Annotated in this window: 3 protein-coding genes; 1 reads left to right on the forward strand and 2 read right to left on the reverse strand. The window is 45.1% G+C overall.

Annotated features, from left to right (window positions below; translation table 11 throughout):
• Positions 1-105 precede the first annotated feature (105 nt).
• Both FYJ62_RS10290 and FYJ62_RS10295 read right to left on the reverse strand, forming a co-directional pair.
• Positions 106-573, reverse strand: coding sequence for a hypothetical protein (locus FYJ62_RS10290; RefSeq protein ID WP_229771903.1), 468 nt, complete (start codon positions 571-573; stop codon positions 106-108).
• A gap of 233 nt (positions 574-806) precedes the next feature.
• Complete coding sequence (locus tag FYJ62_RS10295) at positions 807-2,033, reverse strand: aminotransferase-like domain-containing protein (RefSeq protein ID WP_154549556.1); 1,227 nt, start codon at positions 2,031-2,033, stop codon at positions 807-809.
• A 188-nt stretch (positions 2,034-2,221) separates the two neighbouring features.
• On the opposite strand from FYJ62_RS10295, the gene FYJ62_RS10300 reads away from it, so the two are divergent.
• Positions 2,222-3,136 (forward strand): LysR family transcriptional regulator, encoded by a 915-nt coding sequence (locus FYJ62_RS10300; RefSeq protein ID WP_154549557.1) that lies wholly within the window; start codon positions 2,222-2,224, stop codon positions 3,134-3,136.
• Positions 3,137-3,311: the final 175 nt, after the last annotated feature.

The following is a 3,311-nucleotide window of genomic DNA, read 5'->3' on the forward strand; positions in this document are numbered from 1 at the left end:
CCTTGTATGATCCTCTGCCATTAAGATAATCGGAAGCAACTTGTACTTTTAATTCGGATGAATATTTGGTCATAAAGATACCCCACAATCGTTAGATGTCTATGTCTAACAATTGTAGGGCACTTCAACATGATAGGGTATTTTTTTATTGTTATCTTGATAGCCAGCCCACCAGTTCCGGTCTACTTTAAATGAAATGATGCCGTTCTTATTGTAGGGAACGCTTATTTTCGTAAGGTCATAGTGAGTGACTTTTTTTATGGCACCGGCCTGTTTGGAATCGCCTTGTGTAGATTTGCTGGGAATTATACTCTTTGAGGGATCTGACGTTTCTCTGTACTTCTTGAGTAAGTCCTTGTTGATCTTTTTAATGGCTGCCGATTTTCCTTTAAGTTGCGGCAAGTTATATGAGTACTTTACCGTTAACCCATCTTTGTACTTCTTATTTATCTTGTACTGCTTAAAGGAAACCTTGGCAGACTTTATAGTACTGCTTGCTTGTACCTTTGGACTAGTTGCCAGGCCTGCTAGTGTAGTTAATGCAAGCGCACTGGCCACAATTAATTTCTTCATAGTTTTCTCCTTAACATTGATGAAGTAACCGATTACAAACCGATTTTACCACTAAAAAGAAAATATGAGAAGAAAAAGCCCTGGCGTCAAAACGTCAGGGACAAATAGAAATAAGTATTGAAGATAATTGGAATCTATGCAAGACGAAGAATTTCGGTCTCCACTGATAGGAATTTAGCTTATAATAGATACAAAACAAAAATTAAATAATTAATAAAGCAGAATAAGTTGGTTTAAATTGCAAGTGACAGCTCTGGCAATGAAATTTCAGCAGAGTCGATTACTGCCCGCAAGCGCCGGCAACCATCGTTGATTTGTTTGATCGTTGACCCAGTGAAGTTGACCCGCATGCCATTCTTGATATCGCGATTCGGGTAGAAGCTTTCAGAAGGCACGTAAATCAAATGCTGGTCTGGTACTGACTGCTTCCAGAGCAAGGAAGTCGTATCGATTTCTGGATCAAGCTCGATCCAGAAGAAGAAGCCGCCTTCCGGATGGCTGACTTTGGTGCCGGCTGGCAAATTTTGCTTCAAGGCTCTGTACATGGTGTCCAGTTTGGCCCGATAGAGGTCCTTCAGGTCCTCGATATGCTGGTCAAGATCATTGTTGGCAATATAGGAGTCGACAGTCGCGGAAGGAATGTATGGCACTTCCAGGTCTTCAGCCAACTTAAGATTGGTCAGCTGCTCCTTGATTTCGGGACTGGCCACCAGCCAACCCAAGCGAAAGGCTGGAGTCAGGATCTTGGAGAAGCTGGACAGGAAGATTACCCGTCCTTCAGTATCAAAGCTCTTGATTGACGGCAAATCTTGACCATGGTAGCGCAGATCTCGATATGGGGTGTCTTCCAGGATGACGAAGTCGTATTTGTTGGCCAGTTCGACCAGGCGTTCACGCTTCTTAAGCGACATGGTAACCCCTGTTGGATTGTGGAAGTCGGGAACCGTATAGAATAGTTTGATTTCCGGGTGCTTCTTCAAGATTGATTCAAACTGATCAATATTGACTCCGTCGTTTTCCATGCCGATTTGGTAGTAAGTCGGTTCATAAGCGTCGAAGGCTGCCAAAGCGCCAACGTATGAAGGAGCCTCAACTGCCATGGCATCGCCTTTGCCAATGAAGAGCTTGGCAACAAGCTCAATCCCTTGCTGACCACCAGCGGTAAGCATGACGTCATCAGCAGTTACCTTGCTGATGCCCATCTTGGCTTGAGCTCTGGCTGCCAGGTATTCTCGCAGACGCTCAGGACCTTTGATATCGTGATATTGGAAAGCGTGATTCATTTGCCGGCAGACGGCGTCTTGGTAGGCAGCCGTCAGTTCCTTGGCTGGAAAGAGCTGCTCATCCGGGCAACCGCCCCCAAAGGAAATATTGTCCGCAAAATTATTGTCTGGAAAGAGACCGACCAAGCGGGACTTGGTTTTGATATCAATTCGACTGGCAAATAGGTTTTCTAACATGATTGCTGATTCTCCTAAATTTTATCGTTTCTGTCTTTGCTTTTCGCTGATCAGCTTGCTTGCAAATAGATTTTCTGAATTTCGCTTTTTGTTTTTTGAACTTGGCTATATTATAATTGCTTTGTTAGCAAGAATAAAATTCAACTTATTTCACTTTGAATGAAAGTTGTTCAAGTTAGGAGAGTTAGATGCTGCCATTTCCATATTTGGTTTTCAGAACCGTCATTGAACAGGGGACTTTCTATAAGGCTTCAGTTGTTTTGAACGTGACTCCTTCGGCAATCAGCCACTCGGTCAATCAGCTTGAGACTGAACTGGGCTTTCCAGTTTTCATCCGTTCGCGGACTGGGGTCAAGCTGACGCCTGATGGCAAGAAGATTCTGCCCTTAATTCAGGAAATCATTAATGACCAGAACCGTTTGGAACAGGTGGCACAGCAGATCAAGGGGCTGGACACGGGGTTGATCCGGATTGGCGCCTTCTCATCGGCCTGCATCAACTGGTTGCCTCCTTTGATTCAAAACTTTGAAAAGCAGTTTCCCAAGGTGAAGATTGCCGTCCGCCAGGCCGGCTTCAACGAAATCACCCAGGCGGTCAAGAGCGGCCAGCTGGATCTGGGTTTTACCATGTTGCCGGAAAATGAACAGGGAGTGGTTTCTGAGAAGCTGCTGGAAGATGAGATCTACTGTATCGCGCCTGAAAACTTTAAGACTGAGACTGGCATTTCCGTTGGTCACCGGGATCTGGAAGACTACAACTTCATTCTGCAGCAAGGAGACTATGACTTGGATACCAAGGCTGCCTTGGATCACTATGCCATTCAGCCAACGGCTATTCAGTTCTCCATTGATGACCAGTCGATCGTGGCAATGGTGGAAGCCGGCTTGGGTCTGGGAATTCTGCCAGCATTGGCTTTGCAGAAGATGCAGGGAGAAGTGCAGATCCTGCCCTTCAACACGCCATTCTTTAGAAAGATTGCCCTTGTGACCTCGAGCCAGCAGCGCCTGGCGCCATCAACCAAGCAGATGATCAAGAATGTCCGCGAATTTATCAGCAGCAAGTATCCTAGCGGTGTTTTGACGATTGAGGATGCCAGACGATGAAAATGCTGGAAAAGCGCACATTAGTTTACGCTACAAAAAAGCAGATCGTTGATATAGTCCTACTTAAGTAGACAGTTCAAATATTTAAAATTTGCACTGGATACGGAGGTAGGACTTTTATTATGGGCAGAAAAAGTTCAATAAGTTTTGAGGCGAAGCTAGCGGCGGTTAAGTC

The organism is Lactobacillus porci (assembly GCF_009695985.1).
In the GTDB taxonomy this organism is placed as follows: Bacteria; Bacillota; Bacilli; order Lactobacillales; family Lactobacillaceae; genus Lactobacillus; species Lactobacillus absianus.

Excerpts from the sequence above, each read along its gene's own strand:
- FYJ62_RS10300 (WP_154549557.1), top strand. The coding sequence starts at position 2,222 with ATGCTGCCATTTCCATATTTGGTTTTCAGAACCGTCATTGAACAGGGG.
- FYJ62_RS10295 (WP_154549556.1), bottom strand. The coding sequence starts at position 2,033 with ATGTTAGAAAACCTATTTGCCAGTCGAATTGATATCAAAACCAAGTCC.
- FYJ62_RS10290 (WP_229771903.1), bottom strand. The coding sequence starts at position 573 with ATGAAGAAATTAATTGTGGCCAGTGCGCTTGCATTAACTACACTAGCA.